Raw genomic sequence first — 24,757 nt, 5'->3', positions numbered from 1 at the left:
TCACTCCCCGCGTTGCCGTTTCGTGACGTCCACGCGGTAGCCGTCGAGAATGTCCCGACCAAGCAGTATGGGGTAGGCCATGTGGTTCCGGTTCTCGATGCTCGCGGTTACGGTCTGCCAGCGGTCGCCGATTTTGACGTCGATCTCGACGAGCGGGCGCTTCTGCCGCCCGGTTTGCGATCCTGATTTCACGTGGACCGTACCGACGATCGGACCGGCGCCGATATCCGCGGCGACGTCGAGGTCGATGCTCGTCCGCCGGGCGCCGGTGTCCGATTTGGCGATCGCGTCGATCGTTCGTCCGCCGGCGCCCACCGTCACGCGCTCGGTGTAGCCGATCGCCGCCGACTCCGTCGGCTCCGGGTCGATCGACGGCTTACACTCCGGGGTCGAGTCGTCCAGTTCCGCCGCGAGGTCGGTGACGCGATCGAGGTCGACCCGGCCGCCGCCCCTCTCGATCGCGAGGCCGGCGATGAACGGCGCGGGGCTGGTCCCCGTCGCCTCGAAGAGTCCTTTGAATCCCGCCGTCGCGTTCACTTCGAGAACGTACCACGCGCCGTCACGACACAACAGGTCCACGCCGGCGTAATCGAGATCGAGCACGTCGGCCGCCTCCCGCGAGAGCCGCGCCGCCTCCTCGGGGAGGTCGGCGGTGAAATCCTCGACTTCGGCGCCGACGGCGACGTTCGTACGCCACTCGTCCGGCGGCGCGTACCGTTTCATCGCGCCGACGATACGGTCGTCGACGACGTACGCCCGGACGTCGAACGGTCGCTCCGTGCCGGTGTCGATGAACTCCTGTAAGAACGCTCGTCGGTGGGCGATATGCGGAGAGACGGTGTCGTCCGCACCGACGATCGACATCCGAGCCCCGTTCGTCCCGATCGCGGACTTGTGGACCGCTTTCTCACTCGTCAGTCGGTTGCCCTCGTTGATCGTTCGGTGCGTGAACGCCATGTAGGCGTCCGGAACCGGGATCCCGGCCGCAGTGAGGGTCGCCGCGGCGCCGTACTTGTGCATGGCCTGGACGACGACGGCCGGCGGGTTCAACACGGGACACGAAGCGGCGTAACTCGTCGCGATTCCGAGGTCGTCGAGCGGCTGTGCGGCCTTCGTCGTCAGCAGCCGGTTCGAGACGACCTCTACGTCGGGGTCGAAACGGAGATTCCCGGCTTCGATCCAGGACCGGGCGTTTTCCTCGCGGAGCCAGACCGGCTCGTGCCCCAGCGCGTGAACGGCGTTGAGGATCGCTTTGGTCTCTTTGCTGTTGTGAAAACTCAATACCCCGACTCGAACGGGAGACGCTGAGTCCGTTGTTCTCGACGGAGCCGAACCGGAGTTCTCGCTCATATGTAGACCTACGGAAACGATCTTGTTAAATCAAACACACAATTCCCCATCCGAAGATCGCGAGCCGGTCGCTCGCGGTTCGGCCTCACCGCCCATGCTTAAATCGGAGAACGGGGCAACCCCGCGACATGCCCGAACGACTCCGCGTGTTCGCAGGCGACTGCCGAGTGACCGAACGCGGCGACCGCTCTCGGACCCACCGGGGGCGCGTCGTCGTCCTGATCAAGCCCGACGACACCACCCTCGTGCACGACGCCGACGGCTACCAGCCGGTCGCGTGGCTCACCCGTCCCGACTCGGTCGTCGTTGAGGGCGACGGAGACGGCTTCTCTATCACCGCCCGCGACGGCACCCGCCGGCTCCGAGTCGTCGCCGAGGAGGCGACCGCCAGCCGCGCGCTCCCGGTTACCGAAGCCGGATTCCCGGTCGGCACCTGCCCGGAGGACGGTGGGGTACTCGTGCGCTCGCGGGGCGACGTGGTCTGTCTCGACTGCGAGACTCGCTGGGGACTCCCCGCCGGTGCGAGCGTCACCGACGGGGTCTGCGAGGACTGCGAGCTTCCGAAGATCCGGATCGAGCGCGGCGAGCCGTTCCACCTCTGTCTCGACCCCGCGTGCGACCCGATGGAAGCCGCCGTCAGCGACCGGTTCGACCGCGTCTGGGGCTGCCCGGACTGCGAGGGCGACCTCACCGTCCAGTCCGCGCCCGGTCGCGTCTACCTCGCCTGCGAGAACCGCCCGGGCTGTGAGACCACCTTTTCGATCCCTTCCGGCGTCGTCGTCGACGAGTGCGACTGCGGGCTCCCCGTCTTCGAGACGGCCGCCGGCCGCGGCTGTCTGGACGGGAGCTGTGAGTACGAGGGCCACACGGCGAGCGAGTAGAAACGGCGAGAAAAACCGACCGAGACGAATCGACCGAAGCGAAGCCGCCTACTCCGCGAGCTGCTCGCGCCCCGGCGCGATCAGCCGGTTGAGGTACTCCGCGAGCGCCCCCTTCGCGTCGGCGGGGTGGAGTTCGCCCGACTCCAGCTCCGCCTCTAAGGCGTCGTAGCTGTCGTACTCCAAGTCGCCGCCGTACTCCTCGGGGCGCTCGACGACGACGGTGTCGAACCGCGGGAACACGTGGTACTCGAACACCTGCAGAACGGGGTTCTCCCGCGACTGGCCGTCGTCGGTCGGCTCGGGGTCGGCCGTCCGCGGGCAGTACGCGTCGTTCACCTTCGACTCGATATCCTCGCGGGAGTCCTCCATCGAGATGGTGACGCCCTCGCTGGAGGACATCTTCCCGCGGCCAGTGCCCAGATCGGCGATGAGCGGGGTGTGGAGGCTCGTCGGCGGTTCGCGGTCGATGCTCGGAAGCACGTCGCGCGCGAGCATGTGGACCTTCCGCTGCTCCATCCCGCCGACCGCGAGGTCGACGCCGAGGTACGGAATGTCGAGCGCCTGCATCAGGGGGTACACCGCCTGCGACACCTTCACGGAGTCGCCGGAGGTGATCTCGGCCATCGCGCGCTCGGCCCGCGCGAGCGTCGTCTCTAACTCCAGTGAGTGGAGATCCAGCGTGTAGTCGTCGTCGAGCTGGAAGTCGGAGCCGAGCACGAACTGCGTGTTCGACTCGTCGAGCCCGTAGGCGATGAACTGGTCGCGCATCCGCTCGGCCGTGTGGCGGATCTCCTCGAACGACCCCTTGTCGTTGAGATACGCGTGTACGTCGGCGAGCAGCACCGTCACCTCGAACCCGGCCTCTTGGAGGTCGATGAGCTTGTTCGCGGTGAGCATGTGCCCGATGTGGAGGACGCCCGAGGGCTCGTAGCCGACGTACGCCCGCTTCCCGTCGGGGTCGTCGGCCATAGCCTCGATCTCCTCCTCGGTGACCACCTCGGCCGCGTTCCGGGTGATCCGCTCGTAGGCATCCATACTCCCGACTGTGCGGTTGTCGGACATATGACTTCTGGATGCGTGCGGACGGATGGCGAGGGGGTCTCGATGGAAGGGGTCCGCCGTCGGCCCCGCCGGACTACTCTTCGGTCTCCGGTAGCGTCCGCCCCGCTCGATGCTCCGAGATGATCCGGTCGAGGTGCTCCTGTTTCTCGTCCTTTCGCCGGCGTTCGGCTCGTCGCTCCCAGTCGTCGACGGCGGCCGCCACGGCCTCCTCGCTCGCAACCGCCAGTTCGTCGACCTCGCGCACCGGGACCGCGTCGGCCGGGAGGACCGGCACGTTGTGGTCGAAGAGCACCTGGTCGGCCACCTCCGAGAGGTTCCCGTCGCGGATCACTGCCCGCGGTTCCGTCTCCGCCAGTCGCTCTGCGGTCCGCCGTCCCGCTCCGGAAGCGTCCCGAAGGTACACCACGTCGCCGGCGACGAGGCCATACGCTTCATCTGCGGCCTCCAGCGCGTCGAGCGTGAACTGCTCGACGACTTTCACGCTCGCGAGCCCCTGATCCGCGGCCACGTCCCCGAAGTTGGAGTGATCGAGCCGCCACAGCTCTTTCAGCGTCTCCACTTTCCCCTCTAATTCGTCCGCCCGCTCTCTGGCCTCGTCGCGCTCGCGCTGCAGCCGGTCCGTCTCGCGTTCGAGCCGCGACACCGCCCGCCGGCTCCGCGCCTCGATCCGCTCTTCCCGCCTCGCCTCCTCCAGTTCGCCCTCTAGCTCCGCGATCCGCTCGTCGCGCTCTGTGAGGTCCGCTTCCAGCGACTCCGCGTGCGACTCCAGCCGGCCGACGCGCTCGCGGAGCCGCCGGATCGTCTCCTCCTCTTCGGTGCGCTCGGGCTCGGTGGGGTCCGTCTCCTCCGCGCCGCCGTCGCCACCCCCGTCACCACCGCCGCTCCCGTCGTCCTCGCTCAGCCCCTCGATGACGGCCTCGACGGATGACCCGCCCGCGACGACGCCCGCGATCACCGCCTCGCGGTCGAGCCGAGGCGGGGTCTTCGCCGCGATGCGCTCGAACTGGTCCTCGTGGTCGTCGTAGGCGTACAGCGCGGCCGCCAGCGCGTCGCGCTCGTGATCGTTGTCGTAGTTGGTCTCGCGGGTCCGATGGAGTTTCTCGTCGACGGGCAGGTCCGTGGTCGGTCGCCAGCCCGCGGCGTCGAACGAACGCCGGAACTTCTCGACGGTCTCCGGCATCGGCTCCACGTCGGCGGCGACGATGATCGGGCGGCCCTGCTCGATGATCCACTCCGTCACGTCGGCCGTGTCGGACGTTCGCGAAGAGTAGAGGGCGTGGACGGTGCCGTCGAGCCCGACCACGGCGGCCGCGGTGGTCGTCCCCGGATCGATCCCGACGATCACCCGGTCGCGTCGCTTCACGAGCGGCTCGTACTCGATCCCGTCGCGGCGCTCGCGCTCGACCTCGACGCGCACGTCGCCCGCCCGCGAGTTCGACACCGGGATGTCCTCCGGGCGCGCTTCGACCGCGAACGTCGCGTTCGCGTAGCCGCCGTACTTCTCGGTCACGTCGCGCTCGAAGTCGAGGTTCGCCTCCTTCAGCTTCGACTGGACCTGTCGGGTCCGCTTCCGGACGTTCCCGTGGATCCGCCGGGTGTAGCGGTCCTGACTCCAGCCGCCCTTCCCGGTCGAGCGCCCGCGGGACACCTTCACCTGCGTCTCGTCGGTGAAGGCGGTCACCTCGTGGCCGACGTTGGCGGCCGCGAGCCGGGCCGACGCCTCAGCCTCCTTCATCGGCTCTTTCCCGTACGGGATCCCGTGTCTGGAGGCGACCCGCGAGAGCGGCTCCGGGCGCTCCGCGCCGGTCACCTGCACCAGCCGCGTGCCGTCGGGAAGCGATCGGAGGAAGCCCACGAGATCGTTTTTGTTCGCCGCCAGCTCGTAGGCGTTGTCGGTGGCGACGTACAGCGGTTTGCGGTCGTCGATCAATCGGCAGAGCTTCCGGAACGACACCACGTCGCGGGTCACCCGCGCCATCGGCTCGTCCGTGTCGGGCGCGTCCGGATCGTCGTCGTCGACGGGATCCAAGATCACGAGGGCGTAGGAGGGGTCGTCGCCGCGGACGTCGCCGCTGTGGACGTCGACGCCGAACACCGGCCGGTCGCGGGCGCGGATGGTCCGGGTTGTCACGTATTCACGTAGGCCGTTGGAGCGTATATACCCCACGCCGGGTGTGGCGGTTTCGGCGCTAGCTCCGGCTCGGTAGTGCCGTTGGAATCCGATTCTTCGAGCGGATTCTCGTTCGAAGCGGTCGGCCACCGAGCGTGTTCTCTGATCGATGACGGGAGTGGGTATTGCAGATCGGTGGCGACGAGAGCATATTTAAACGAGAGGTTGAGCGACGGCCATTTATAAATGAATGCGGTTGGCGCGTGCCTGCGAGGCCGCCTCGCGGCCGAGTAGCACGCGCGAGGGAGTCGCTGGCGGCGATCGCCGCCAGCGACGAGGCTGGGGAGGCGTGAGGCTGCGGTCGCTGTGCGGGGCGGGACTCAAAGGGGCAACCGTGAGGCGCCCAGAGACGACGCAAGCACCGCAGGAACGAGTCGAACGAGTGACGAGGAGCGCAGCGAGTGTCTGGACGCCTCACGGCTGGGGCTTTGGAGGTCCTCGCCGTCGATCTCCGGTCAGCTATTTATAAGCGAGCGGCTGGGGCTTTGGAGGCCGTCACCCCAGAGCCGTCGATCACGTATAAACATCCGACAGCAACACCACTCGATCACGTATAAACAACCGCTCTACCACCGTGCGAGATTCACTCCCGGCATCGATCGTCGCCGTGTCCGTACTGACCGGATCGATCCGGAACGCGTCCCCTGCCAAGCGTTTGAGCGGCGCCGGTCGTCTCGAAGCTATGAATTTCGACGAGAATCCCTATCAGTACAGGTCGTCGAGGTCCTCCTCGACGTGCGAGTGTTCCTCGGCCGGGAACTCGCCGCCCGTCACCGCCTCCTTGTACGCCTCGACGGCGTCGAGCATCTCGCCGCGCACGTCGCCGAACTGCCGGGCAAAGGGTGGCGACCACTCCCCCAGACCGACGACGTCGTTGATCACGAGCACCTGTCCGTCACAGTCCGAGCCGGCGCCGATACCGATCGTCGGAATCTCCAGCGCCTCCGTCACCGCGCCCGCGAGGTTCGCGGGGACGTGCTCCAACACGAGCGCGAACGCGCCGGCCTCGACGTGCTCGCCGGCGAGGTCGATGATCTCCTCGGCGGCGGCCTGATCGGTTCCCTGTCGGGTGTACCCGCCGAGTCGGTTGACGTGTTGGGGCGTCAGCCCGAGATGCGCCATCACCGGGATCCCGATGTCGGTCATCCGCCGCGTCATCTCGACGGTGTGCGGACCGCTCTCGATCTTCACCGCGTCGGCGTCGGCTTCCTTTAAGAGTCGCCCCGCGTTGCGCACCGACTCCGCCTCGTCGACGCCGAACGAGAGGAAGGGCATGTCGGCGACGACCAGCGCGTCCTCGGTCGCGCGGGCGACCGCCGCGGTCCGGCTCGCGACCTCCTCGAACGTTACGGGTAGCGTCGAGTCGTAGCCCAAGGCGGCGTTGCCCATGCTGTCGCCGACGAGGACGATGTCGATCCCGGCCTCGTCGACGACCGCCGCTGTCGGGGCGTCGTAGGCGGTCAGCATCGTGATCGGCTCGTCGCTATCCCGGAGTCCCCGCGTCGTGGTCATACCTCGAACACACCCGGGCGACCGGTTAAAATGGCCGGAATCCGGAAGTTCGGTCGTCTCTCGGCCCTCGAAGCTCCCTTCTGCCGCTCGCGTGGACCGTCACCGATTTGCACGTCCGCCACCGAGGGCTCGTCGTGCAACCTGTCGAGCGGGCCGAGTACGAGGGAATCGACTACGCTTGGGTGATGCAGACGACGTTCGTCGTCACCATCCTCGTGGGCGCGCCGGTCGTCGCCGTCCTCTCCGTGTTCGTCACCCTCGACTCGTGGCCGGCCCGCGCGGCCTTCGCCGTCCGGGTCGGCGCTCCGATCTGGTTCGCCACCGCCGTCGCCGTCGCGGTCTACGCGCGACGTACCGACGCCGGCGACGGTGGGGTGGCGGAGGCGGACGACGATCCCGATGCCGCCGACGACCCTGGAGGCGCTGAGAAGGTCGACGAGGACGCCGGAGACGCCTGACTCGCTGACCGACCGGACTTACCGATCGATCAGATCCGCCGCCCACGCGAACGGGACGCCCGCGCGTTTCGCCGCCACGGCGTCGCGTCGCGAGTCGCCGACGAACAACGCTCGCGCCGGGTCGGCGCCGAGCCGCTCGACCGCCGCGAGCACTGACTCCGGGTCCGGCTTGTGCGTGTCGACCGTGTCGCGCCCGACGATCGCGTCCGGGTCGAGCGCGTCGCCGAGCCCGTGGGTTTCTACGGCGACCCGGCAGGCCTCTTCGCAGTTGAGGGAACAGACGCCCGCAGGGGGGCTCTCTCGACCGTCTTCGACGCTCTCGATCAGCCGCCCACCGAGCGGGAGCAACACCGATTCGCGCGCGCCGGACCGCTCGTGAACCGCGATGGCCTCCTCGACCGGGTCGCGGATCCCGTAGTCCCCGGCGGCTTCGAGCAGACCCCACAGCTCGTCGGTCGGGGGTATCATCGCGTGCTCGGCGTACACCTCGAGGACCGACTCCGCGACCGCGCCCCAGTCGACCGCGAGCTCGACGAGGGTGCCGTCCAGATCGTAGACGACGGCGTCGTACGCGGCGAGGTCGATCGGTCGGTCGACGCTCGGGACGGTACCGGCGGCGCTTTTGGGGGCGTCTCCGCCTGTCTCGACCGTTCGCCCGTCGTCCGCCGTCATTTGCCCAACACCCCCCGAGCGATGATCGTCTTTTGAATCTCCGTCGTCCCCTCGTAGATCTCCGTGATCTTCGCGTCCCGGTAGAACCGCTCGACGTCGAAATCGGTCGTGTAGCCGTAGCCGCCGTGGATCTGGACGGCCTCGTTGGTCACCGACATCGCGGTTTCGCTGGCTCGGTACTTCGCCTTCGAGGCCGCGACGCGGTTGTCCTCTCCCGCCTCCGCCTGCCGACACGCCTCGCGGACGAGCAGGCGGGCCGCCGAGATGTCAGTCGCCATCTCCGCGAACGTGTGCTGGATCGTCTGGATGTCGTCGATCGGCCCGCCGAACTGCTCGCGCTCCGCGGCGTACGCCTTCGCCTCGTCGAAGGCCGCCTGCGCGAGTCCGACCGCCTGCGACGCGATTCCGATCCGGCCGCCGGTGAGCGTCCGGAAGGCGGCCGAGAGCCCCTTCCCCTCCTCAGTGAGCCGGTTTTCGGCCGGGATCCGACAGTCGTCGAAGGAGATGCCGGTCGTGTCCGAGGCGCGCAGACCGAGCTTCTCCTCCTTCTTGCCGACTGCGAACCCCTCGGTGTCGGCGGGGACGAGGAACTGGGTGATCGACCGCTCATCGTCGCCGTCGGTCTTCGCGAAGACGATCGCGACGCCGCCCCGCTGCCCGTTCGTGATCCACTGCTTCTCACCGTTGAGGACGTACTCGTCGGCTTCCGGGTCGTACTCCGCGGTCGTCGACATCTCCGCCGGGTTCGACCCGGCGTGCGGCTCGGAGAGACAGAACATCCCGACGGGTCGCCCCTCGGCCGCCATCTCCGGGAGCCAGCGTTCCCGTTGGGCCTCGCTGCCGAACTCGGCGATACAGGAGGTAGCGAGACAGTGGACGGAGAGCGCGGTCGCGACCGCGAGGTGGCCGTACGCGAGCTCCTCGTTGACGACCGCGTAGGTCGTCTCGTCGGCGTCGAAGCCGCCGTACTCCTCCGGGACCGTCAGCCCGGTCAGGTCGAGTTCGGCGAGCCCGTCCCACACCTCCTCCGGGAACGACTCGGCCTCGTCGGCCTCGCCGGCCCCGGGCCGGACCTCCTCGGCCGCGAACTCGCGGACGAGGTCGCGAATCGCCTCCTGTTCGTCGGTGAGCGACGAGCCGACGCGTGCGCCAGTCATGCCTTCCGGTTCGATCTCACACGGAAAAAGGTGAGCGATCGGGGGTGGGGGCCCGCGCGTCGTCTTCTCCGCTCGCTACTCCCAGAACGGGTACAGCTCGTCGCGCGGCGCTTCGTCGATCCGGTCGCCGTCGAGGAGGAGGTGTCCGTCGTCGGAACCCTCGCTGTCGTCTACCGCCCGCACCTCTCCGATCTCGCCGACATCGATTCCGGCGGCCGCCAGCGCGTCAGTCACCGCGTCGACTCGCTCAGGGGGAACCGCCGCCAGCAGCGCGCCGGAGCCGAACGTCGCCAGCGGGTCGACGCCGAGCGCGTCACAGCAGGCCCGCGTTTCGGGTCGAACCGGGACCCGGTCGCGCTCCACGGACAGGACGGTCCCGCTCGCGCTCGCGGTCTCGACCAGCGCGGTCAGCAGGCCGCCCTCGGTGGGATCGTGCATGGCGGTCGCGGCGTCGCGCACGGCGGCCGCGTCGGGGACGACGCTCACTTCGTCGAGGAAGCCCGCGGCCGCGTCGAGCGTCGCGGCCGACACGCCCGCTTCGGCGCACGCCTCGCGGAAGTCGGTCGCGAGGATCGCGGTCGCCTCGATGCCGGCGCCCTTCGTGAGCAGGAGCCGGTCGCCCGGCTCGGCTCCGCCGCTCGACACGAATCGGTCCGTGGTGCCGAGTGCCGTCATCGAGCAGAGCGGGCGCTCCAGCGACGGCAACACCTCTGTGTGACCGCCGACGATCGCGACGCCCAGGTCGCGGGCGGTCGCGTCGACCTGTTGCGTGACTGTCCGCCGGCGTGTCGCGTCGTCGTCGGGGAGAAAGAGCGTGTGGGTGAGCCACCGCGGGTCCGCGCCGCTCGCGGCCACGTCGTTGCAGGCGACGTGGACCGCTAGCTCTCCGACCGCGTCCGCCGCCAGCGACAGCGGATCCGCGGCGACGACGAGGGTGGACTCTGTGCCCGCTAAGTCGATCGCGGCCGCGTCCTCGCCGTAGGCGGGCCCCATGTCGACCGCGGCATCGTCGGCGCCGGTCGCCGCGAGCACCTCTGCGAGCGCATCGGGACCGAGCTTGCCGGTCATCGGTCGCGGAGCCACGCGACGACGGCGTCCGGGTCGGCGTCGAGCCCGCCGCCCTGTGCGAACGTCGGGCCGCCGCCGCCTCCGCCGCCGAACTCGTCGGTGACGGCGTCCACGACTGCGCCGGCATTGGGTGCGTTGTCGTCATCTCCCCCACCGACCGCCTCCTCCGCGACCGCGGCGACTACGAACGGCGAGTCGCCGGTCCCGACCGCCGCAATCGCGTCGGGGGCGTCCGCCTCCGCGAGGACGCGCTGGGCCGGCTCGCGCAGGTCGTTCGGGTCCGCGTCGTCGACCGTTCCGACCGCCCACGTCGCGCCATCGTCGCCGTCGGCGTCGACGTTGTTGACCGGGAACTCGCGCAGGCGCGCGGCGAGCAGGTCGGCCGTGGCGGCCTGCAGATCGGCTTCGAGCCGGTCGGCTCGCTCTCGGAGCCGGTCGACCGCGTCCGGGAGGTCCCCGATCTGCGCGTCGAGGGCCGTCGCCGCGTCGAGCGCTGCCGCGTGGACCGCGGCCTCGCGGTCGATCGCTGTCGGCCCCACCGCGAACTCCACGCGGGTCACGCCCTCGCCGGGGTTCGACCGGTCGAGCACGGATATCGGGCCGATCTCGCTCGTGTTCCGGACGTGGGTCCCGCCGCAGGCGGCCACGTCCCACGTCGGCGCGTTCTCTCCGCCGTGTTCCCCGTCGCGCTCGCCGCCCCGCTCGCCGACCGTCACGACGCGAACCGCCTCGCTGCCGCTCATGGCACCCTCCTCGGTCTTCGTGTTGAACGCGATCCCGTCGACCGCGCGGGCCTCGTCCTCGGGGAGCGCCTCCCACGACACCGGGAGCGAGTCCCAGACGGCCCGGTTGGCGAGCCGCTCTAACTCGACGAGGTCCGCGTCGTCGAGCGGCTCCGCGGTCGTCAGGTCGACGCGAACCTTCGTCGCCGAGATGTCGAAGCCGGCGTAGCCGAGGTCATCGCAGGTCCGGCGTGCCGCGCCGTACAGGACGTGTGAGGCGGTGTGCGCGCGGGTGCAGTAGGTCCGGAACGCGTCGTCGACGACCGCCGAGACCGTCTCGCCGGCCTCGGGAAGCGTCTCGGCGTCTTGGTCGAGGATGTGGACGACTCGGCCGTCGCGCTCGATCACGTCTGCGAGGAGGATCCCGTCGATCGTTCCCCGATCCGCTGGCTGACCGCCCGACTCGGCGTAGAAGTACGTCTCGTCGAGGACGATCGCCCGGTCGTCGACCGATTCGACCGTCGCCTCGAACTCCCGCACCTCGGGTTCCGCCGGCGCGCGTGACGCAGTCATTGGCGGTTCGTGGTGGCGGTCGGATAAATAGGTGGGCGGCTCGGCGATCACTTATAACTGAGCGACTGCGGCTTTGGAGGTGGTCACCGCCGATCTGCAATTATCACTTATAAACGAGCGGCTGGACACTTCACGATCCACACGAACACTTAAAAAACCGAAACCGCCGCTCGACGAGACGCGGATCGATCTCAGCCTTCGAGCTCGAACGCGACCTCGACTTCCGCCTGATACTCCCGATCGGCCGCGCCCTTCAGTTCGACGCCGAACTCCTCTACCTCCACCCAGTAGACGTTCTCCAGCGTGTCCTCGGCGCGGTCGATCGCCTCGTCGGCGGCGGCATCGAAGCTCTCCTCGCTCGTCCCGATCAGCGTGATTTTCTTAAACACCATGTCACGCGCTAGTTGGACACACACCGATATAAAAGGGGGCGATGGGAACGAAAGAGGGCGATGGGGACGAGGGACCGGTCAGGGACTGCCGGGTGCGCCTTCCATCACCGCGAAGTCCTTGCCGTCGGCGTTGATGCCGATCACCGCCCAGTCGTACGGTGGTTTCTTGGAGACGAGGCGGTCCCGAAGATCTCCCGCCCGGTTGCGCCACGTGACGAAACAGCGGAGGCGCGGGGTGTCGCCGCCGTCAGCCAGATACCGACCGATATCGTCGTTCTCCATACACAACACGGTTACGAGCACACGCCGCCATTTTCGCTCCGCGACGAACTCCTGTCCGCCCTCGGAGACGGTGTACCCGAGTTCACGAAAGACGTCTCTGGCCTCCGTCGTCGGTGGGATGCTCGCAGTGGCCATCTACCTCGACGTTGGCCGGCTTCCGTGATAAACTTTCTCACGATTTCGGTTTCCCGCGATCCCAACCCTGATCGTGTCGCCGTGATCGTGTCGGCGATTTTGCCCACGGTCCCGTCTGCGATTCCGACTGCTCTACCACCTCTCGCCTTCGATCTCACCCTCTCGCTGCTGTCTCGCTCGCTTGTGGGCGTCCCGCTACTCGTGGGCGGCGTCCCACTCGTCCGGCTTCCGAAGGTTGCCGCACTCCGTACACTGGATCCGTCCCATCGTGTCCATCGCGGTGTCGAACGAGCCGCAGTTGCCGCAGCGGTACCCCCACCGCGAGGACCCGTCGGCGTCGGCGAACACGACGTAGAAGGGGCCCTCGGCGCCCCGCTCGACCTGTGTCCGGTCGGTGTACACCCGCTCGCCGTCGGCCGTCGTCGACGCGTCAAGACTCATACTCGTCCGTATCGGTCGGAACCGTTTAAAAGGATGACTCGACCGCAGGACCGCCGGCCGGGTTGCGGCCGGGACAATTCGGAACTCGGTCCGACAGCCCGGTTACGTTCGGAACGATTCGCCGCAGCCGCACTCGGAGACCACGTTCGGGTTCTCGACCTCGAAGCCGGCGGCCTGCAGGCCGTGCTCGTAGTCGAGTTTGCTCCCGCCGATGTAGTTCCGGCTCGCCGGGTCGACGAACACGCGCAGCCCGTGGTGTTCGACAACGAGGTCGTCGTCTTCCGGTTCCGTGTCGAACCGCATCCCGTACGAGAGGCCTGCGCAGCCGCCCTGCTGGACGAACAGTCGAAGCCCGGCCACCTCCGTGTCGAGGCCCTCATCCTCCAAAAGCGAGAGCGCCTCTGTCGCGGCGTCTGCGGTCACCTCGATCGCCGGGTTGCTTCCCGTATCGACCGTTTCGGTGCTCATGCGAACATGTTTCGTCCGAACGATAAAAACCCTGCCGGCGCCGGCGGCCCGGGCGATACGGTTTTGACTCGGTAGCGAGTGAACCGGAGTATGACGGCGTCGCCGTCCCGTGTCGGGATTCTCACCGACGGGGACTTCTCCGAGGAGCAGCGCGCCGCGGCCGACTGGCTGGCCGCGCGCGACGGGATCGCGATCGAGAGAGTCGCGTTCGACGATCTCGCCGCACCGATCTCGGATGCGTCCTCGGAATCATCCACGGAAGTGTCCGCAGAGTCGTCCCACCCGTCCCCGGACGAGTCGTATCCTGGCCTAGGTGTCGGTGACCGCAGATCCCGAACCGACCCGCTTCGCCGGTTCGACGCGCTCTGGTGGCATCGCGCTGCCCCGATCGCCGAGAGCGATCCCCTCGCCGACGCGGCCGAAGGGATCGATCGATACCTCGCTGCCGGCGGTGGTCTCCTCCTGACGCTCCGCGCGATGGCGTCGGTCGACCGCCTCTCCGTCGAGTCGGTCCCGCCCGACCGGGTCGGCGAGGACTCGCTCGGGGAGCCGACCGGCGTGCTGTGGCGGTCGCTGTACGCCGACCACCCGGCGATGGCGTCGCTGGAGGGACTCCGACACCACGTCCGGGAGCGCGGCACGGTCCCGACGGTCCGGTACGAGCGCGTGCTCCCCGAGCGCGGTGAACCGCTCGCCTCCACGCTCCGCGGCGACACCGCGATCCCGGACGAGGTGACGGCGGTCTCGTGGCGAGTCGGGGAGGGCGACGAGCGCGGCGGGCCGGGGGGTGCAGTCGTCGGACTCGGCGCGCCCGTCTTGTTCGCCGATCCGCCGGGTATCGACGATCACGCCCACGATCTGGAGGTCCACGATCCCGACGCCCCGGGGCTTGCCGGGACGCGCGACTGCCTCGTTGCCGGCTGCCTCCGAAGCCTCGCCGTCGACGACGGGACGCCCGCTCGCCCGACCGACGCCGACGACATGCGCCGGCTCCGCGATCGGATCGATGACGCCGGCGAGGACGGCCCCGGCGGCCGTCCCAAGTACCACCTCACGCCACCCGCTAACTGGCTGAACGACCCGAACGGGCTGATCCGATGGGACGGGCGGTACCACGTCTTCTACCAGTACAACCCCGGCGGCCCGTTCCACAACACGATCCACTGGGGCCACGCCGTCAGCGACGACCTCGTGACGTGGCGCGACGAGCCGGTCGCGCTCTCACCCTCCCCGGACGGCCCCGACCGCGACGGCTGCTGGTCGGGCTGTGCGGTCGACGACGACGGTACCCCAACGCTTCTGTACACCGGCGGAAACGGCCGTGATCAGCTCCCCTGTCTCGCGACGACTGACGACCCCGACCTCCGGTCGTGGGAGAAGTACGAGGGGAACCCAGTCATCGAGTCGCCGCCGGCCGACCTCGACGTGCTCGAAACGGAGCACTGGCGCGCCGAGTTCCGCGACCACAACGTCTGGCGCGAGGACGGGCGCTGGCACCACCTCGTCGGTACCGGGCTCGTCGACGGCGGCGGCGCGGCCCTGCTGTACACCGGAGAGACGCTCACCGAGTGGACCTACGAGGGCCCCTTGCTCGCCGGTGGGCCGGACGCCGGCGCGGTGTGGGAGTGCCCCGAACTGCTCGATCTGGGCGACCGCCGACTCCTCCACGTCTCAGACTACGAGAACGTCGTCTACTTCCTCGGGACCGTCGAGGACGGCGAGTTCGTGGTCGACTCCGAAGGGGTGCTCGACCACGGCGACTTCTACGCGCCGCAGTCCCTCTCGGACTCGAACCGAGGTGCCGAAGATGAGACTGATACGGAGCGCTCGCTCACGTGGGGGTGGCTCCCCGAGGCCCGCGACGTGGACGCACAGTGGGACGCCGGCTGGTCGGGCGCGCTCTCGCTCCCCCGGGTGATCGAGACCGCCCCCGACGGCGACCTCCGCCAGCGTCCGGCCGACGAGGCGACCGACCTCCGGACCGAGCGGCTCGCCGACGGCGAAACGGTCGCGCTCGCGCCCGACGACCAGCGCCGCCTCGACGTCTCGGGTGCGGCGATCGAGATAGAGATAGAGATCGCACTTGACGATGCCGAGGCGGTCGAGATATCCGTGTTCGAGACGCCCGACCGCGCCGAACACACCCCGATCCGCTACGCGCGCGACGGGACTCTGTCGATCGATCGCACCCCGTCGAGCCGAGACCCGCGCGCGTTTGCCGACGCGCAATCGATGGCGGTTCCTCCCTACGACGAGCCCCTCTCGCTGCGCGTCTTCCTCGACCGCTCCGTGATCGAGATCTACGCCAACGGTCGCCACTGTCTCACGAGCCGGGTGTACCCGACCCGCGACGACGCGGTCGGCGTCTCCGCGCGGGCCGAGGGCGGGCGCGCGGAGATCGCGTCGCTGTCGGCGTGGGAACTCGGCGAGGCGATGCCGACGGACGGCGACTGAGCGGTCCAGACGGCGGTCGATCAATCGTCCGTCGACTCCGCGGCCACCACCGGCTCGTCGACGTCGCCGGCGGCGCTCCGGTCAGTGAGGTCGCCGCTCCGCCAGGTTCCCCGGCGGTACCACGCGTACGCGACGACGGCACCGATGACGTTCGAGACCGCGAACGACAGCCAGATGCCGGTCTCGCCGATCCGACCGGCGGCGACCCACGCGATCGGGAACCGGACGACGCCGAGCATCAGCACCGAGATGGCCGCGGCGGTGAGCGTCTTCCCCGCGCCGCGGAAGCTCCCGGTGTACGCGCGCATGATGCCGATGAAGCCGAAGGTCAGCGCGACGATCCGGAGGAACTGCGAGCCGACCGCGACCACCCGGCCGGCGTCGGCCTGATCCGCGCCGACGAACACCGAGACGATCGGCTCGGGGACGAGGAAGACGGCGACGCCGGCGACCGAGAGAACCGCGAATAGCGTCTTGGCCGCCAGGTTCGCGGCCCGTTCGGCCCGGTCGGGCTTGTCCGACCCGATGTTCTGGCCGGTCATCGTCTCGACGCCGCGGGCGACCGCGATCGCCGGGAGGAAAATCACGGAGAACACCCGCGTACCGATCCCGTAGGCGGCGACGACCGGGTCGGGGAACAGCGCGACGATGAAAAGCAGGAGGTTCATCGAGACCGCCCGCCCGGTCCCCTCGATCGAGGCCGGCAGGCCGATGCGGAGGAGCCGGCGCAGGTAGCTCGCGTCGGGGACCATGTCGGCGACGTTGATCCGGACCCCGCGCACCCCGCGGAACATGATCGCCAGCCCGACGACAAGCGCCAGCGCCCGAGAGAACACGGTCGCGATCGCCGCACCCTCGATCCCAAGCGCGGGGAACGGCCCCCAGCCGAAGATGAGGAACGGGTCGAGCGCGATGTTGAGGACGACGGAGCCGAACATCACGAGCATGGGGGTGATCGTGTCGCCGTACCCGCGCATGAGCGCGATGAACACCGCGAAGCCGAACATGGCCACGAGCCCGAGCGAGATGACCTCCATGTAGCTCGCCGCGAGGGGCAACACGTCCGCCGACGCGCCCATCAACTCGAGGAACTCGCCGACGAAGAAGTAGCCGACGCCGCCGAGGACCACCGAGGCGATCACCGCGAACGTCACCGTCTGCGAGGCGGCGTACTCCGCCTCCCGGGCCTCGCCCGCGCCGGTGTACTGCGCGACGAGCACGCTCCCCGCGACGGAGATCCCCATCCCGAGCGAGATCAGCAGGAACACCATCGGGAACGCGAAGCTGATCGCCGCCAGCGCGTCCGTGCTGTACTGCCCCAGCCAGAACGTGTCCGCGAGGTTGTACGCCGTCTGAAAGAGGTTCGTGACGACGATCGGCATCGAGAGGAAAAAGAGCGGCTTCGCGATCCCGCCCGACGTGAGGTCGAACTCATCGGGGCCCTTGAACAGGGCGTCGACGCGGTCGAGGAGCCCCATCAGCGGGACGCCTCCGCGCGCTTTTTCGGCCCGTCGACCGGGAGACTGACTCCCGATCCTCCGCGCTCGCTGTCGGTACGGACCGTCACTTTCGAGATCACTGTGGCTCCGTCTTCCATCGTGGTCGTTGTCGAACTTACTAACTAGTTAGTCAAAAACTTTCTGGAGGCGGAGTAGATATCCATGTACGGTCTTTGGGTGGTCATAGTCGTTTTCCACCGGTGATCTCTCGGTCAGATACTGCAGACGGACGGCGATCTCGGCCGCAATCGTTATTCGCCCGTGGCCGGAACCGTCGTGACATGGCCGAACCATCGGGGCGGACCTTCTCGGACGCGGACGAGGAGATCATGCGGGCGACCTACCGCGCGCTCCGCGAGTACGGGTACGCCGACCTTACGATCAAGCGGATCGCGGCGGAGTACGGCAAGTCGACCGCCGCGATACACTACCACTACGACACGAAGGAGGAGCTGCTGGCGGCGTTTCTCGACTACATCCTGAACCGGTTCGTCGCCTCCATCCGCGAGGTCGAGACGACCGACCCCGAAGCGCGCCTGACGGTTCTGCTCGACAAGCTGCTCGTCGCGCCGCAGGAGAACCCGGACCTGTCCGTCGCCCTACTGGAAATGCGGAGTCAAGCGCCCTACAACGAGGCGTTCGCCGAGCGGTTCCGCCAGAACGACGAGTACGTCCGTTACCTGGTCAAGGCCGTCATCAACCACGGCATCGACGAGGGCGCGTTCGCGGACGTCGACGCCGACCGCGTCACGCGGTCGCTGTTGACGATCGTCGACGGCGCCCGCACCCGATCGGTGGTGTTCGACGACGTCGGCGAGTACGAGAGGGCGCGGGCGACCGCGGCGGAGTACGTCGACGCGACGCTCCGTGAGGGCGACGCTTAGCGTTCCGACCGTTCTGGCTCACCGCCCCGGGATCTGGCCTCCGCACCGCCCGGCAGATCGGCCGAACACCAGTGACAGAAGTCGAGCGCCGGATCGACCTCCCTGCCGCAGTTCGGACAGCTGTCGATCGGCTCTCCCGGATTCTTCGCCGACTCAGCCGCGCCGCTCGTCCGCGTGAGCGCGTTCTGCGCGCGGGCGAGGACGTACGCGTCGACGACGCTGGCGCCGCCCACGAGCAGGGTCGGGGCGATGCTCAGCGGATCGACCGGCCCCCCGGCCGCGAGCGCTTCGATGGCCGCCGGCTCGACGAAGACGTAGCTCACCGCGAACAGCACCGCGAGCCAGCCGACCGCGCGGCGCCACCGACGCAGGTAGAGGTGACCGAACCCGGTCACGAGCGCTCCGAGAAGGGCCGCGAGCCAGGGCCGCTTCTGCGAGGTCGATCGCTGCATACCCGAACTTATCGGTCGATCAGGTATAAGCCTTCTACCACTCGGCATCCGGACGTTTCGGTCCACGCGTCGGAGCCGATCGGATTCAGCTCCCCCGAACCCCCGACTGACTGATCGGTCACTTCGCTCGCCAGCGGCGTCCGACTCGCGAGTTCTCGGGCGGCTCGATATTTAAATAGCGCCGTGAGAGCCGCCGTCGTCTCCCGTTTCGGCGTCGCCGAGCGAGTTATCGCCTTCGCTGTCGACCGCGCCGCTCGGTCCCCCGGCGTACCCGCCGCCGCTCCCGCCTTCTCGGAGCCGACCGCTGAGCGCGTCGCCGCCCGGGAGTTCCGAATCGTCGGCCGGCGGTAGCGGCTCGTCCGGGGTGGGAATACGCCACGCGTCGAGCGTTCCGCGCAGCCGGGTGCTGTCGCCGTCGAGCGCGAGTCGGAGGGTCGGGGCGAGCGTCCCGCCGAACCGCTCGCGCTGCTCGGCCTCGGGGAGGTCGGCGATCGCGTCGAGCGAGTCGCCCGCGAAGTCGTAGTAGTTGAGGAAGCTCTGGACGAGCACCTCCTCGTCGTGGGCGAACGCCATCCACGAGTACGCCTGAAACGGCGCTTCGGGCGGGTTCGTGGCGACGAGCCCGGAGCCGTTCAGGGGGCGGTACTCGCCGTCGAGCGCGTCGGCGACGAAGCCGTAGAGCCCGTCCGGCCCGGTCACGCCCGGCGCGAACGTGTGGACGTGGCTGCAGACGAACAGGTAGTAGCGCCCGTCGGCGACGACGACGTGCGGGCGCTCCAGTTCCTGATTGACTTCGACCGCGTCCAGCAGGGGCGGGCGAAGCTCCCACGAGAGCGGGTCGCCCGACTCCGAGACGGCGACGCCGACGCAGCCGTTGAACTCCCGGCGGTGGGCGGTCGCCTCGTCGTCGCCCGGTCGCTCCGGCGCGGGCGCGTTCGCCTCGAACAGCAGGTGCGTCTCGCCGGTCGCCGAGTCCTCGAAGAACCACGGGTCCCGGAAGGTGTAGGTCATCCCGCGCGACTGTGCCTCGGTCTCGTACCACTCGCCGTCCGGCGTCAGTAGCGTCTCGTGAGTCCACGGACCGGAGAGTTCGATCCCGTCCTCGTCGGCGCTCGCCGTTCCGCCGTGCGCGACCGCGATCCGCTGAGTGTACGTCATCTCGTCGGCGGCCTCGTCGCCGGCGGCGGTGTAGTAGAGGTAGACCTCGCCGTCGTCGTACAGCGCGGAGCCGGCCCACTGGCGCTGGCCGAGCGCGCCGCCGTCGAAGACCGGTCCGGCGTCGTGCCATCGCTTCCCGTCAGCGGAGTAGAAACACCGGATCTCGGCCACATCGTGGCGTTTTCCGGGGAGCAGGTCAGCCGGGGCAGTCAGCGAGAACGCCAGTCGGTACCCGTTCACGTCGGCAATCTCGCCGTGTCGGTCGCGGAGCAGCCACGTGTCCCAGACGTGGAGATCCGGGAAGGGGTCGAGCTCGGGGGCACCCGCCGGCGGGGCGATGTTCCCGCGGCGGCGCTCGATCGACGCGGCCTGCTCTCTAGTCCACCGCGAGCGCGATCGACCGCCGTCGCTCTCCGGCGTCTCGTGCATACGTCTCCTCCGCCATCGACCGAATAAAGCTTTTTCAGTCGGAACGAGAGGGTCGCCGAGCGCTCCCCGCCACAGAAATAAAATATTTTATCACGGCCGTGGTAGTTCAAACCATGGCAAAAGCACGTATCAGACGAAACCGAATGATAGGCGGCCCTACCGGTCGAACTGCGACGGCTCACCGCGATCGCACGGGTTGCCGTGACCACATCTACCACCGCGCGATCGAACGCGGGGGATAAACGTGGAGCGTGCAGATCTCACAGAGACGCTGGAGGACGCCGGACTTTCGCCGTATCAGGCGGACGCCTACGTGACCGTGCTCGAACTCGGCGCGGCGCCCGTCACCCGGGTCGCTGACGCCAGCGGGGTCCCCGATCCCCGGATATACGACGTGTTGCGCGACTTGGAGAGCGCCGGCTACATCGAAACGTACGAGCAGGAGTCGCTGTACGCCCGCGCCAACAGCCTCGACGCGCTCACCGACGACCTCCGGACGAGAGCGAACCGGTTCACCGAGGCGACCGAGGAGATCGAGCGCCGCTGGAACGAGCCGTCCGTCGAGCAGTCCACCGTCAGCATCGTCACCCGTTTCGAGACGGTGATCAAGAACGCCGACGAGTTCATCCGCGACGCCGAGACGCAGGTGAACGTCTCCGTCGGCGCCGAGCACTTCGAGCGGCTTCGTCCCGCGTTGCAGGCCGCGACCGAGCGCGGCGTCCGGGTCAATCTCTCTATCCACACGCCGGACGGCGACACCGAATCGCTGCCCGACCCCGAAGACCTCGAGGGTGTCTGTTCGGAGGCGCGCCACCGGCGGCTCCCCTCCCCGTTCGTGGTGATCGTCGACCGGACGCGGACCTGCTTTGCGCCCCACGCCGGCTCGACCAACGAGTACGGCGTGCTCGTCGATGACCGTACCCACACCTACGTGTTCCACTGGTACTTCCTGACGACCCAGTGGGACACGTGGGAGCCGATCTACACGTCTCTCGACAACGACGAGCCGCCGATCGACTACATCGACATCCGGTACTGTGTCCGTGATGTGACCCCGCTCCTCCGAGACGGGGCGACCGTCCGGGTGCGGATCGAGGGGACCGACACCGACACCGGCACCGACCGTGTCGTCGAAGGACCCCTCTCCGAGGTCATCGTCACCGGCGACGGCGACGTGGCCGCCGAGAGTATCGCGAGCTACGGCGGCCGGGTCGCTCTCGTGGTCGAGACCGACGACGGCCCCGTCGAAGTCGGCGGCTGGGGGGCAATGGTCGAGGCCGTCGAGGCCCACCGGATCACGGTCGTCGACGTGGAGTAACTTTACGGAGGCGACGCTCGTCGTAGCGTGTCGGTCGAAGAAGGGATCCGAGTCGCTCGCTCTCACGAGCGAGCGACCGCGTCACCTACTCCAGCGAGTGCGTGATCGCTTCGCCGCTCGACTGGTCGAACAGGTGGATGTTCTCGCGGTCCATCACGATCTGGATATCGTCGCCCTCGTCGATCTCGGTATCCGGCGCGAGGTTGATGAGCAGCTGTCCCTCACCGCGCCCCTCGGCGCTCGCCTCGACGTCGCGGTCGAACAGCAGGTAGGCGTTGACCTCCTTGCCCACCGGTTCGATCACGTCGACGACGGCGTCGAACGCCTTCGTCGGCGAGGCCGCCTTCTCGGCGTTTTCTGCCAGGTAGATGTCTTCGGGTCGAATCCCGACGGTGATCTCTTGCCCGGCCGTTACGCCCTGCGTCGCCGGGTCGAAATCGACGTTTGCGTACGTCGAGACGAACCCGTCGTCGACGACCTCGCCCGCGATGAAGTTCATCGCGGGCGAGCCGATGAAGCCGGCGACGAACAGATTCTTCGGCTCGTTGTAACACTCCAGCGGCGGCGCCACCTGTTGGAGCACGCCGCTGTTTATCACCGCGATGCGGTCGGACATCGTCATCGCCTGCGCCTGGTCGTGGGTGACGTAGATGATCGTCGTGTCGAGCTCGCGGTGGAGCCGCTGGAGCTGGGTGCGCATGTGGACCCGAAGCTCCGCGTCGAGGTTCGCCAGCGGCTCGTCCATCAGGAACGCGCCCGGGTTGCGGACGATGGCACGGGCGATGGCAACGCGCTGGCGCTGCCCCCCTGACATCTCCTTGGGCATCCGGTCCATCATTCCCTCCAGCTGGACGATGTCGGCGGCCTCCTCGACGCGCCGGTCCACCTCCTCCTGGTCGTACTTCCGGAGCCGGAGCCCGAAGGAGATGTTGTCGTACACGTCCATGTGCGGGAACAGCGCGATGTTCTGGAACACCATGGAGATCCCCCGGTCTTTCGGCGGGAGGTTGGTCACGTCGCGCCCGCCGATCTCGATGGTGCCCTCGGTGGGCAGCGTGAGCCCGGCGATCGTCTCCATCGTGGTCGACTTTCCGCACCCGGAGGGACCGACGAAGGTGACGAACTCACCGTCCTCGATATCCAGGGTCATGTCGTCGACTGCCGTTACGTCCTCGTACCGTTTCGTAATTCCCTCTAAGTTGACTGATGCCATGATTACTCCTTGACCGCCCCCGTGGTGAGTCCGCTCACGATTTTCTCCTGTGCGACGACGACGAGGATGGCGACCGGCAGCACCGCGACGATGCTGGCGGCGGCCATGAGGTTGTACAGCACCTCGAACTCGCCCTGGAACCGCAGTATCCCTTCGAGCATCGGGGCCCAGCTTCCCGGCTGCCCGTCGGTCATCAGCGAGCTGAAGAAGTACTCGTTGTACACCGAGATGAACGTCAACACGCCGGCGGTCGCGACGCCGGGCGCCGACAGCGGGACGATGACGCGGAACAGCGCGCCGAGCCGGGTCGTCCCCTCCACGCGAGCTGCGTCCTCCAACCCGTCGGGGATCTGCGAGTAGAACGTCATCAGGATGAATATCGACAGCGGCAGGAAGATCGCCGACAGCGGGATGAAGATCGCGTACGGGGTGTTGTACAGCGACCCGGCCGAGATCAGCGGCCGCAACACCTCGATGTTGGTGTTGAACAGCCGGTTCAGCGGGATGAAGAACGCGGCTGGCGGGAAGAAGGACGTGACGAGTACTAAGAGGAGCATCGCGTTGCGCCCTCGGAACTGGAGCCGGCCGAACACGTAGCCGGCGAGGCTCCCGACGAGCAGCACCGCCACGGTCGCAACCGTGGCGATCAGGAAGCTGTTGAACACGTACCGATGGAACGGCAGCGTCTGGAAGATCTCGATGAACGCCGCCGGGTTGAACCCCGCCGGAAGGAACACGCCGACCTCGGAGAGGTTGTTCCGCGGCGTCAGTGCAACCACGAGCAGCCAGTAGAACGGGAACAGCGTCGTAACGAGGAAGAATATCGTCGCGACGTAGAACGTCGCCCTGTACGCCCGATCCGGGTTGGAGATCATCTTCGCGGCCCACGCCTCGATGAGGCCGCGGTCGAGCTCCGGCTCGTCGAGGGCCGCCTGCTCGGCCATCTCGACGGTCGGATCGGCTTCGTCGGCCGACTCGCCGCCGGCGGGGTCGGTACTCATGCGACACCCCCGTCGTTTCCGCGCAGCGCAAGCAGGTACACGACCACGAACCCGCTGATGACGATCGCGGTCAGGAACGCCACCGCGGAGGCGGTCGCCCAGCGCCGACTGTTCTGGAGCGCAATGATCACGAGACAGGTCAGCGACGGCACGGTCTCACACCCCGCCGTGGCGTCGATGAGCCCGTAAATCCGCATCGCGTCCATCGTGCGGAACAGCATCGCGACGAGCAGCGCCGGCGCCACGAGCGGCAGGGTGATGTACCGGAATCGCTGCCACGGCGAGGCGCCCGACACCTTCGCGACGTCGTAGAGTCCGCGGTCGATGCTCTGGAGCCCCGCCAGTATCAGCAGCGCCATGAACGCCGTCGTCTTCCAGATATCGGCGACGAGCACGATCATAAACGAGTCCGTGCTGCTCGACAGCGGATTGTCGCCGAACACGCCGAGCCACTGCATGAACTCCGTCCCGAAGCCGATGGTCGGGTTGAACAGCAGGAAGAAGATCATCCCCTGGATGACGATGGGGATGGCCCACGGAATGATGATCGACACCCGGACCCATCGGCGGCCGTAGAAGTCCTGATCGAGCACGAGAGCCTGTCCGAACCCGATCAGCGTCTCGAACAGGACGCTCAAGATTGCGAACGCCAGCGTGACGAACAACGCCTGCTGGAGGAAGGGCGCGTCGAACCCGACGAACGGGAACGAGTCCGTGGTCGATACCGAGATGAACTGCTGGGTGAACGTCGTATCACCGGTCAACAGGTCGACGTAGTTGTCGAGGCCGATGAACTCGCCGAACGGATCGGCTGACGCGACGGCGTCCGCGAGCAACGAGAATCGGAACGTCTCTATCAGCGGGTAGAAGGCGACGAGCGCAAGCAGCAGGAATGCAGGAGCTAACAGGACGTAGGCGTACACCTCCTCGCTCTGCGTCTCCAGCCAGTTGAGCGGTCGGGCGAGCAGCGAACCGCCCCTGTCCGCTCGCGTGTCGGTTGACATGC

The 24,757-nt window shown here is 68.1% G+C and carries 23 protein-coding genes; 5 read left to right on the top strand and 18 right to left on the bottom strand.

All coding sequences use genetic code 11. From position 1 onward, the window contains the following. The gene (locus HLAC_RS12440) at nucleotides 1–1,350 is read right to left on the bottom strand and encodes a putative ATP-dependent zinc protease (protein ID WP_015911192.1); all 1,350 of its coding nucleotides are present in this window, start codon (nucleotides 1,348–1,350) and stop codon (nucleotides 1–3) included. 128 nt (nucleotides 1,351–1,478) lie between these two features. Here HLAC_RS12440 and HLAC_RS12435 point away from each other — a divergent pair, with 128 nt between their 5' ends. After that, complete coding sequence (locus HLAC_RS12435) at nucleotides 1,479–2,231, top strand: endonuclease NucS domain-containing protein (protein WP_015911191.1); 753 nt, start codon at nucleotides 1,479–1,481, stop codon at nucleotides 2,229–2,231. Nucleotides 2,232–2,279: 48 nt separating this feature from the next. On the opposite strand, the gene HLAC_RS12430 is transcribed toward HLAC_RS12435, so the two are convergent. The 3 genes from HLAC_RS12430 to panB all read right to left on the bottom strand — a co-directional run bounded on the left by HLAC_RS12430 (nucleotide 2,280) and on the right by panB (nucleotide 6,975). Then, complete coding sequence (locus tag HLAC_RS12430) at nucleotides 2,280–3,266, bottom strand: tyrosine--tRNA ligase (RefSeq protein WP_015911190.1); 987 nt, start codon at nucleotides 3,264–3,266, stop codon at nucleotides 2,280–2,282. A 100-nt stretch (nucleotides 3,267–3,366) separates the two neighbouring features. Then, a complete protein-coding gene (locus tag HLAC_RS12425; RefSeq protein WP_049933600.1) occupies nucleotides 3,367–5,424 on the bottom strand; it encodes a DUF460 domain-containing protein in 2,058 nt (685 codons plus the stop codon). Between the two features lie 744 nt (nucleotides 5,425–6,168). After that, a complete protein-coding gene (panB, locus tag HLAC_RS12420) occupies nucleotides 6,169–6,975 on the bottom strand; it encodes a 3-methyl-2-oxobutanoate hydroxymethyltransferase (RefSeq protein ID WP_015911188.1) in 807 nt (268 codons plus the stop codon). A gap of 134 nt (nucleotides 6,976–7,109) precedes the next feature. Here panB and HLAC_RS12415 point away from each other — a divergent pair, with 134 nt between their 5' ends. Continuing rightward, nucleotides 7,110–7,433: a DUF5822 domain-containing protein gene (locus HLAC_RS12415; RefSeq protein WP_015911187.1), complete on the top strand. Its 324-nt coding sequence runs from the start codon at nucleotides 7,110–7,112 to the stop codon at nucleotides 7,431–7,433. 18 nt (nucleotides 7,434–7,451) lie between these two features. Here the strand turns inward: HLAC_RS12415 and HLAC_RS12410 are convergent, their stop codons facing one another. The 8 genes from HLAC_RS12410 to HLAC_RS12375 form a co-directional block, all read right to left on the bottom strand. Next, nucleotides 7,452–8,105, bottom strand: coding sequence for an HAD family hydrolase (locus HLAC_RS12410; protein WP_015911186.1), 654 nt, complete (start codon nucleotides 8,103–8,105; stop codon nucleotides 7,452–7,454). Next, on the bottom strand, nucleotides 8,102–9,262 hold the full coding sequence (locus HLAC_RS12405; protein WP_015911185.1) for an acyl-CoA dehydrogenase family protein: 1,161 nt from the start codon (nucleotides 9,260–9,262) through the stop codon (nucleotides 8,102–8,104). The genes HLAC_RS12410 and HLAC_RS12405 overlap by 4 nt, the downstream gene beginning before the upstream one ends. A 75-nt stretch (nucleotides 9,263–9,337) precedes the next feature. Continuing rightward, the gene (locus HLAC_RS12400; RefSeq protein ID WP_015911184.1) at nucleotides 9,338–10,330 is read right to left on the bottom strand and encodes an AIR synthase family protein; all 993 of its coding nucleotides are present in this window, start codon (nucleotides 10,328–10,330) and stop codon (nucleotides 9,338–9,340) included. Continuing rightward, on the bottom strand, nucleotides 10,327–11,625 hold the full coding sequence (locus HLAC_RS12395; protein WP_015911183.1) for an alanyl-tRNA editing protein: 1,299 nt from the start codon (nucleotides 11,623–11,625) through the stop codon (nucleotides 10,327–10,329). Before HLAC_RS12395 ends, HLAC_RS12400 begins: the two co-directional genes overlap by 4 nt. 191 nt (nucleotides 11,626–11,816) lie before the next feature. Continuing rightward, the gene (locus tag HLAC_RS12390) at nucleotides 11,817–12,017 is read right to left on the bottom strand and encodes a dodecin (RefSeq protein WP_015911182.1); all 201 of its coding nucleotides are present in this window, start codon (nucleotides 12,015–12,017) and stop codon (nucleotides 11,817–11,819) included. Between the two features lie 78 nt (nucleotides 12,018–12,095). Continuing rightward, the gene (locus HLAC_RS12385; protein WP_015911181.1) at nucleotides 12,096–12,434 is read right to left on the bottom strand and encodes a DUF7116 family protein; all 339 of its coding nucleotides are present in this window, start codon (nucleotides 12,432–12,434) and stop codon (nucleotides 12,096–12,098) included. A gap of 195 nt (nucleotides 12,435–12,629) precedes the next feature. After that, entirely contained in the window at nucleotides 12,630–12,875 is a 246-nt protein-coding gene (locus HLAC_RS12380) for a DUF5816 domain-containing protein (RefSeq protein WP_015911180.1), read from the bottom strand. Between the two features lie 102 nt (nucleotides 12,876–12,977). Then, a complete protein-coding gene (locus HLAC_RS12375; RefSeq protein ID WP_015911179.1) occupies nucleotides 12,978–13,343 on the bottom strand; it encodes a HesB/IscA family protein in 366 nt (121 codons plus the stop codon). A 90-nt stretch (nucleotides 13,344–13,433) separates the two neighbouring features. Between HLAC_RS12375 and HLAC_RS12370 the strand changes: the two genes are divergently transcribed. Continuing rightward, nucleotides 13,434–15,797 (top strand): glycoside hydrolase family 32 protein, encoded by a 2,364-nt coding sequence (locus HLAC_RS12370; RefSeq protein WP_015911178.1) that lies wholly within the window; start codon nucleotides 13,434–13,436, stop codon nucleotides 15,795–15,797. Nucleotides 15,798–15,817: 20 nt separating this feature from the next. On the opposite strand, the gene HLAC_RS12365 is transcribed toward HLAC_RS12370, so the two are convergent. Then, nucleotides 15,818–17,275 (bottom strand): MATE family efflux transporter, encoded by a 1,458-nt coding sequence (locus HLAC_RS12365; protein WP_015911177.1) that lies wholly within the window; start codon nucleotides 17,273–17,275, stop codon nucleotides 15,818–15,820. 302 nt (nucleotides 17,276–17,577) lie between these two features. Between HLAC_RS12365 and HLAC_RS12360 the strand changes: the two genes are divergently transcribed. After that, the gene (locus tag HLAC_RS12360; RefSeq protein ID WP_015911175.1) at nucleotides 17,578–18,180 is read left to right on the top strand and encodes a TetR/AcrR family transcriptional regulator; all 603 of its coding nucleotides are present in this window, start codon (nucleotides 17,578–17,580) and stop codon (nucleotides 18,178–18,180) included. Here HLAC_RS12360 and HLAC_RS12355 read toward each other — a convergent pair. Together HLAC_RS12355 and HLAC_RS12350 are read right to left on the bottom strand one after the other, a co-directional pair. Further along, on the bottom strand, nucleotides 18,177–18,632 hold the full coding sequence (locus tag HLAC_RS12355) for a zinc ribbon domain-containing protein (protein ID WP_015911174.1): 456 nt from the start codon (nucleotides 18,630–18,632) through the stop codon (nucleotides 18,177–18,179). The two genes, HLAC_RS12360 and HLAC_RS12355, sit on opposite strands and share 4 nt — an antisense overlap. Nucleotides 18,633–18,803: 171 nt before the next feature. Beyond that, a complete protein-coding gene (locus HLAC_RS12350) occupies nucleotides 18,804–20,219 on the bottom strand; it encodes a glycoside hydrolase family 68 protein (protein WP_015911173.1) in 1,416 nt (471 codons plus the stop codon). 244 nt (nucleotides 20,220–20,463) lie between these two features. Between HLAC_RS12350 and HLAC_RS12345 the strand changes: the two genes are divergently transcribed. Next, nucleotides 20,464–21,537 carry a TrmB family transcriptional regulator gene (locus tag HLAC_RS12345; protein ID WP_015911172.1) on the top strand — a complete coding sequence of 358 codons (1,074 nt, stop codon included), beginning with the start codon at nucleotides 20,464–20,466 and terminating at the stop codon, nucleotides 21,535–21,537. 85 nt (nucleotides 21,538–21,622) lie between these two features. Here HLAC_RS12345 and HLAC_RS12340 read toward each other — a convergent pair whose 3' ends face one another. From HLAC_RS12340 to HLAC_RS12330, 3 genes are read right to left on the bottom strand one after another with little or no spacing between them, the layout of a single operon-like run. Further along, nucleotides 21,623–22,750, bottom strand: a complete 1,128-nt coding sequence (locus HLAC_RS12340) for an ABC transporter ATP-binding protein (RefSeq protein ID WP_015911171.1) — start codon at nucleotides 22,748–22,750, stop codon at nucleotides 21,623–21,625. A gap of 2 nt (nucleotides 22,751–22,752) precedes the next feature. After that, complete coding sequence (locus tag HLAC_RS12335) at nucleotides 22,753–23,694, bottom strand: carbohydrate ABC transporter permease (protein WP_015911170.1); 942 nt, start codon at nucleotides 23,692–23,694, stop codon at nucleotides 22,753–22,755. Nucleotides 23,695–23,747: 53 nt separating this feature from the next. Beyond that, nucleotides 23,748–24,755: a carbohydrate ABC transporter permease gene (locus HLAC_RS12330; RefSeq protein ID WP_015911169.1), complete on the bottom strand. Its 1,008-nt coding sequence runs from the start codon at nucleotides 24,753–24,755 to the stop codon at nucleotides 23,748–23,750. Nucleotides 24,756–24,757: the final 2 nt, after the last annotated feature.

Source organism: Halorubrum lacusprofundi ATCC 49239, from assembly GCF_000022205.1.
Classification (GTDB): domain Archaea; phylum Halobacteriota; class Halobacteria; order Halobacteriales; family Haloferacaceae; genus Halorubrum; species Halorubrum lacusprofundi.
The sequence above is the reverse complement of the archived record's forward strand: the minus strand, read 5'-3'. Positions and strand labels throughout refer to the sequence as shown.

Bases quoted from the DNA above. Each gene is read 5' to 3' on its own strand.
- HLAC_RS12395 (WP_015911183.1), bottom strand. From the start codon at position 11,625: ATGACTGCGTCACGCGCGCCGGCGGAACCCGAGGTGCGGGAGTTCGAG.
- panB (WP_015911188.1), bottom strand. From the start codon at position 6,975: ATGACCACGACGCGGGGACTCCGGGATAGCGACGAGCCGATCACGATG.
- HLAC_RS12400 (WP_015911184.1), bottom strand. From the start codon at position 10,330: ATGACCGGCAAGCTCGGTCCCGATGCGCTCGCAGAGGTGCTCGCGGCG.
- HLAC_RS12380 (WP_015911180.1), bottom strand. From the start codon at position 12,875: ATGAGTCTTGACGCGTCGACGACGGCCGACGGCGAGCGGGTGTACACC.
- HLAC_RS12390 (WP_015911182.1), bottom strand. From the start codon at position 12,017: ATGGTGTTTAAGAAAATCACGCTGATCGGGACGAGCGAGGAGAGCTTC.
- HLAC_RS12440 (WP_015911192.1), bottom strand. From the start codon at position 1,350: ATGAGCGAGAACTCCGGTTCGGCTCCGTCGAGAACAACGGACTCAGCG.
- HLAC_RS12355 (WP_015911174.1), bottom strand. From the start codon at position 18,632: ATGCAGCGATCGACCTCGCAGAAGCGGCCCTGGCTCGCGGCCCTTCTC.
- HLAC_RS12385 (WP_015911181.1), bottom strand. From the start codon at position 12,434: ATGGCCACTGCGAGCATCCCACCGACGACGGAGGCCAGAGACGTCTTT.
- HLAC_RS12430 (WP_015911190.1), bottom strand. From the start codon at position 3,266: ATGGATGCCTACGAGCGGATCACCCGGAACGCGGCCGAGGTGGTCACC.
- HLAC_RS12335 (WP_015911170.1), bottom strand. From the start codon at position 23,694: ATGGCCGAGCAGGCGGCCCTCGACGAGCCGGAGCTCGACCGCGGCCTC.
- HLAC_RS12405 (WP_015911185.1), bottom strand. From the start codon at position 9,262: ATGACTGGCGCACGCGTCGGCTCGTCGCTCACCGACGAACAGGAGGCG.
- HLAC_RS12435 (WP_015911191.1), top strand. From the start codon at position 1,479: ATGCCCGAACGACTCCGCGTGTTCGCAGGCGACTGCCGAGTGACCGAA.
- HLAC_RS12340 (WP_015911171.1), bottom strand. From the start codon at position 22,750: ATGGCATCAGTCAACTTAGAGGGAATTACGAAACGGTACGAGGACGTA.
- HLAC_RS12375 (WP_015911179.1), bottom strand. From the start codon at position 13,343: ATGAGCACCGAAACGGTCGATACGGGAAGCAACCCGGCGATCGAGGTG.
- HLAC_RS12370 (WP_015911178.1), top strand. From the start codon at position 13,434: ATGACGGCGTCGCCGTCCCGTGTCGGGATTCTCACCGACGGGGACTTC.
- HLAC_RS12410 (WP_015911186.1), bottom strand. From the start codon at position 8,105: ATGACGGCGGACGACGGGCGAACGGTCGAGACAGGCGGAGACGCCCCC.
- HLAC_RS12330 (WP_015911169.1), bottom strand. From the start codon at position 24,755: ATGTCAACCGACACGCGAGCGGACAGGGGCGGTTCGCTGCTCGCCCGA.
- HLAC_RS12365 (WP_015911177.1), bottom strand. From the start codon at position 17,275: ATGGGGCTCCTCGACCGCGTCGACGCCCTGTTCAAGGGCCCCGATGAG.
- HLAC_RS12360 (WP_015911175.1), top strand. From the start codon at position 17,578: ATGGCCGAACCATCGGGGCGGACCTTCTCGGACGCGGACGAGGAGATC.
- HLAC_RS12350 (WP_015911173.1), bottom strand. From the start codon at position 20,219: ATGCACGAGACGCCGGAGAGCGACGGCGGTCGATCGCGCTCGCGGTGG.